Annotated in this window: 5 protein-coding genes; all 5 read right to left on the bottom strand. The window is 71.2% G+C overall.

Annotated features, from left to right (window positions below):
- On the bottom strand, positions 1–834 hold an 834-nt coding region (locus CR470_RS35600; protein WP_373561465.1), incomplete at its 3' end, for a trypsin-like peptidase domain-containing protein.
- 293 nt (positions 835–1,127) lie between these two features.
- Positions 1,128–2,027 (bottom strand): tRNA pseudouridine(55) synthase TruB, encoded by a 900-nt coding sequence (gene truB / locus CR470_RS35595; protein ID WP_097871686.1) that lies wholly within the window; start codon positions 2,025–2,027, stop codon positions 1,128–1,130.
- Positions 2,024–2,524 carry a 30S ribosome-binding factor RbfA gene (gene rbfA, locus CR470_RS35590; protein ID WP_097871684.1) on the bottom strand — a complete coding sequence of 167 codons (501 nt, stop codon included), beginning with the start codon at positions 2,522–2,524 and terminating at the stop codon, positions 2,024–2,026. The genes truB and rbfA overlap by 4 nt, the downstream gene beginning before the upstream one ends.
- 36 nt (positions 2,525–2,560) lie before the next feature.
- On the bottom strand, positions 2,561–2,854 hold the full coding sequence (locus tag CR470_RS35585) for a DUF503 domain-containing protein (RefSeq protein WP_018960670.1): 294 nt from the start codon (positions 2,852–2,854) through the stop codon (positions 2,561–2,563).
- 199 nt (positions 2,855–3,053) lie between these two features.
- Positions 3,054–5,093, bottom strand: a 2,040-nt coding sequence (gene infB, locus CR470_RS35580; protein ID WP_097871688.1) for a translation initiation factor IF-2, incomplete at its 5' end; no start/stop codon positions are given.

Below are 5,093 nucleotides of genomic sequence, written 5' to 3'. Positions count from 1 at the left end.
GCGCTCCGCGAGGGCGGCCAGCTCGGTGGTGCGGCCGGTGCCGGGTGCTCCGACGAGGCCGAGGACCAGGCCCGTGCCAACGGCGAAGGCGGCGAGCTCGGCGTGGACGTCGGCGCGCTCGACGGGGGCGGTGCGGGCTCGCGGACCGTCCGCCGAACCGACGGAAATGGCGGTGAGCTGGAGGGCCCCGGCGAGGTTGAGGTCGGGGCCGTAGGCGGGGGCGGCGGTGGCGTTGCGGCGCAGCAGGGCGTCCAGCGCCCCCTCCGTGCCCCGGGTGATCGGGAGCGCGAGGCCGGCCGCCTCGTGCGGGGCGGCGAGGGCGGTGCAGAGGATGCCCACGACAGCGCCGGTGGCCGGGTCGGTGACGGGCCCGCCGATGGCCGCGCCCCCGGAGCGCAGGGCGTCGCGGCCGTCGGTGCCGAGGGCGAGCTCCAGGGCGGCGGGGACCGGGTGTCCGACGCCGTCCGGTGCGGTGTAGGTGGCGGGGGTGGTGCCGAGCACCCGGGCCTCGCGCCGCCCGTGGGCGGCGATGTCCACGTAACCGCCGGGCTCCGCGAGGTCGCGGGCGGCGATGGGCAGGGGTTCGGCGTCGAGGGCCTCGGGGCCGCCGGTGCGCAGGAGGGCGAGACCGAGGGCGGGCAGCGCGGTGATGTCGTCGGGGGCGACGGCGCAGGTGCGCCCGTCGGTGCCGTGGAGGAGGAGGGGGCCCGGGGCGGTCACGGCCTGATGGGCGGTGATGACCGTGCCGCGGTCGTCCGCGACGAATCCCGTCCCTCGCGGCCGGCCGGCCTGATCACAGATTCTTACCAGCTTCGACCGGTCCCCACTGCCCATGGTGCGACGTTAGGCCGTCGGTGATCTCCCGGAGCGCGCGGACGGGGAAAGCGCCCCCCACGCCCCTGGTATTCACTCCGAGCGCCCGTCCGATGGGGTGAATAAGCGTGTCCCCCGGGGAGCAGGGATGGTCCCGGGGAGGGGAACGTGGGGCGGGCACCGGGTGGGGCTTGGGTGCCCGCCCCACGCATGACCCGCCGTAGCGGGGGCGGCTCGGACGCGGGGAGCGCGACCGGCGCACGGTACTGCGGGCGCGCGGTACGGGCTCGGACGCGGGTACCCGGCGTACCGGCTCAGGCGAAGACGGCGAGGCTCTTGGCCTTGCCCTTCTCCTCCTCGACGAGCACGAGGAACGCGCCGTCGGGCCCGAAGACCGCGACCGGCCCCGGCGGATACGCGGGCATGTCCAGCCGTACGCCGTTGAGGAGCAGCTTGGCGCGCTTGTCGTCCACGTCCCAGCGGGGGAACGCGGAGGCGGCCGCCTCGGCGACCGGCATCACGGTCAGCTCCTGCTGGTGCTGATCGAGCGTCCGTGCCCCGTCCAGTCCGTAGGGGCCGACCCGGGTGCGGCGCAGCGCGGTCAGGTGGCCGCCGACGCCGAGCCCGGCGCCGAGGTCGCGGGCGATGGCGCGGATGTACGTCCCCGAGGAGCAGACGACGGAGACGACCAGGTCGAGGACGGGGGTGCCGTCCTCGGCGACGGCCTCACGGACGTCGTAGACGCGGAAGGAGGAGACGGTCACCGGGCGGGCCGGGATCTCGAACTCCTCGCCGCCGCGCACCCGCGCGTAGGACCGCTTGCCGTTGATCTTGATGGCGCTGACCTTGGACGGGACCTGCATGATCCGTCCGGTCAGTGCGGCCACCCCGGCGTCGATGGACTCGCGGGTCACGCCGGAGGCGTCGGTGGACGAGGTGATCTCGCCCTCGGCGTCGTCGGTGACGGTGTCCTGGCCGAGCCGGATCGTGCCGAGGTACTCCTTCTCGGTCAGGGCGAGGTGGCCCAGCAGCTTGGTGGCCCGCTGGACCCCGAGCACGAGGACGCCGGTCGCCATCGGGTCCAGCGTGCCGGCGTGGCCGACCCGCCGGGTCCGGGCGATGCCGCGCATCTTGGCGACGACGTCGTGCGAAGTGAAGCCGGACGGCTTGTCGACGATGACAAGGCCGTCCGGCGTGGTGGTCTGCTCGGTCATGCGGAGGCCGGGCCCTCGTTCTTCTCGGAGGATCCGTCGGTCTCGGTCTCGGTCTCGGTCCCGGTCTCCTCGTCCTCGTCCTCGGGTTTGCGGTACGGGTCGGCGTCGCCGGCGTACTGCGCGCCCGTGGACACCTGGCGCACCTCCGCGTCCTTGGCCCGCGCCTTGTCGAGGAGGTCCTCGATGGTGCGGGCGTTGTCCGGGAGGGCGTCCGGGACGAAGGCCAGGCTCGGCGTGAACCTGACCCCGGTCTGCCGGCCGACCTCGGTACGGAGGACGCCCTTGGCGCTCTCCAGCGCCGCGGCGGAGGCCGCGCGCTCCTCGTCGTCGCCGTAGACCGTGTAGAAGACCGTGGCCTCCCGCAGGTCGCCGGTGACCCGGGCGTCCGTGATCGTCACGAATCCCAGCCGCGGATCCTTGATTCGCCGGTCCAGGGTCTCCGCGACCACGACCTGGATGCGATCGGCCAGCTTGCGGGCCCGCGCGTTGTCGGTCACCGGTCCGTCACTCTTCCTTCTGATTTCGCTCGACTGTCAGTCTTCGTCACTGTGCAGCCGCCGTCTCACCGACAGCAGCTCCACCTCGGGGCGTCCTGCGACCAGCCGTTCGCAGCGGTCCAGTACGTCCGTGAGGTGTCCGGTGTCACCGGAGACCACGGCAAGGCCGATCTCGGCCCTGCGGTGGAGATTCTGTCCGCCGGTCTCGGCCGCGCTCACCGCGTACTTGCGCTGGAGCTCGGCGACGATCGGGCGGACGACGGAACGCTTCTCCTTCAACGACCGTACGTCGCCGAGGAGCAGATCGAAGGACAGGGTCCCCACATACATGTGTGTCCGGATGTCCCGCCGGTTCGGGTTCGTGCCCCGCCAGAGCTTGCCGGGGACATCAGAACCGTACCGGAACGGCCGGAGCCGATCGACGGAAATACGACCCGTCGACCGGCCCCGACCGTGGTGGAGGGGGGCCGGGAGCGAACTCCCGGGCCCCTTCCGAATCCCTGCGGATCCTCGCGGACCCGAGAGTTGATCAGCCTCGCGGCTTCTCGCGCATCTCGTACGTCGCGATGACGTCGTCGATCTTGATGTCGTTGAAGTTTCCGAGGTTGATACCGCCCTCGAAGCCTTCGCGGATCTCGGTGACGTCGTCCTTGAAGCGGCGCAGACCGGAGATGTTGAGGCTCTCCGCGATGACCTTGCCATCGCGCAGCAGGCGCGCCTTGGTGTTGCGCTTGACCTCGCCGGAGCGGACCAGCACACCGGCGATGTTGCCCAGCTTGGACGAGCGGAAGATCTCGCGGATCTCCGCCGTGCCGAGCTCGACCTCTTCGTACTCCGGCTTGAGCATGCCCTTGAGGGCCGCTTCGATCTCTTCGATCGCCTGGTAGATGACCGAGTAGTACCGGACGTCCACGCCCTCGCGCTCGGCCATCTGCTCGGCGCGCCCTGCGGCGCGCACGTTGAAGCCGATCACGATGGCGTCGGAGCCGGTCGCCAGGTTGATGTCCGACTCGGTGACCGCACCCACACCGCGGTGCAGGATCCGGATGTCGACCTCTTCGCCGACGTCGAGCTGGAGCAGCGAGGACTCGAGAGCCTCCACCGAACCGGACGCGTCGCCCTTGATGATGAGGTTGAGCTCCTGGACCAGGCCGGCCTTGAGCGCCTCGTCCAGGTTCTCCAGGGAGAACCGGACACCCTTGCGGGCGAAGTTGGCGTTGCGCTCACGGGCGGCACGCTTCTCGGCGATCTGCCGGGCCGTACGGTCCTCGTCGACGACCAGGAGGTTGTCGCCGGCGCCCGGGACGTTGGTGAGACCGAGCACCAGGACGGGGGTCGAGGGACCCGCTTCCTGGACGTTCTGACCGTTGTCGTCGAGCATCGCCCGGACACGGCCGTACGCGTCGCCGACGACCACCGTGTCACCGATGCGCAGCGTTCCGCGCTGGACCAGGACGGTCGAGACGGCACCGCGACCGCGGTCGAGGTGGGACTCGATCGCAATACCCTGCGCGTCCTGCTCCGGGTTGGCCCGCAGGTCGAGCGAGGCGTCGGCGGTGAGGACGACGGCCTCCAGAAGAGCCTCGATGTTGAGGCCCTGCTTGGCGGAGATGTCGACGAACATCGTGTCGCCGCCGTACTCCTCGGCCACCAGACCGAACTCGGTGAGCTGACCGCGCACCTTGGTCGGGTCGGCACCCTCGACGTCGATCTTGTTGACCGCGACGACGATCGGCACCTCGGCCGCCTTGGCGTGGTTCAGCGCCTCGATCGTCTGGGGCATCACACCGTCGTTCGCCGCCACCACGAGGATCGCGATGTCGGTGGACTTCGCACCACGTGCACGCATGGCGGTGAACGCCTCGTGACCCGGGGTGTCGATGAAGGTGATACGGCGGTCCTCGCCGTTGACCTCGGCGCCGACCTGGTAGGCACCGATGTGCTGCGTGATGCCGCCGGCCTCGCCCGCGACGACGTTCGTCTTGCGGATCGCGTCCAGCAGTCGGGTCTTACCGTGGTCGACGTGACCCATGACGGTCACGACCGGCGGACGCGAGACCAGTGCCTCTTCGCCGCCCTCGTCCTCGCCGAACTCGATGTCGAAGGACTCGAGCAGCTCGCGGTCCTCCTCCTCGGGGCTGACGATCTCGAGGACGAAGTTCATCTCGTCCGCGAGCAACCGCAGCGTCTCGTCGGGGACGGACTGCGTCGCGGTGACCATCTCGCCGAGGTTCATCATCACGCCGACGAGCGACGCCGGGTTCGCGTTGATCTTCTCCGCGAAGTCCGTGAGGGAAGCACCGCGGGACAGCCGCACTGCCTGCCCGTTGCCGCGGGGCAGCATGACGCCGCCCACCGACGGGGCCTGCATGGACTCGTACTCCTGGCGCCTCTGCCGCTTCGACTTGCGACCACGACGCGCGGGACCACCGGGACGGCCGAACGCACCCTGTGTGCCACCACGGGCACCGGGGCCGCCGGGACGGCCACCGAAGCCGGGACGACCGCCGAAGCCGCCGCCGCCACCGGGACGACCGGCACCGCCGCCGCCACCGGGACCGGCCGGACG

The sequence above is a fragment of the Streptomyces sp. rh34 genome (assembly GCF_002551245.1).
Classification (GTDB): domain Bacteria; phylum Actinomycetota; class Actinomycetes; order Streptomycetales; family Streptomycetaceae; genus Streptomyces.
The sequence above is the reverse complement of the archived record's forward strand: the minus strand, read 5'-3'. Positions and strand labels throughout refer to the sequence as shown.

Coding starts and splice junctions, on each gene's coding strand:
- truB (WP_097871686.1), bottom strand. CDS start 2,027: ATGACCGAGCAGACCACCACGCCGGACGGCCTTGTCATCGTCGACAAG.
- CR470_RS35585 (WP_018960670.1), bottom strand. CDS start 2,854: ATGTATGTGGGGACCCTGTCCTTCGATCTGCTCCTCGGCGACGTACGG.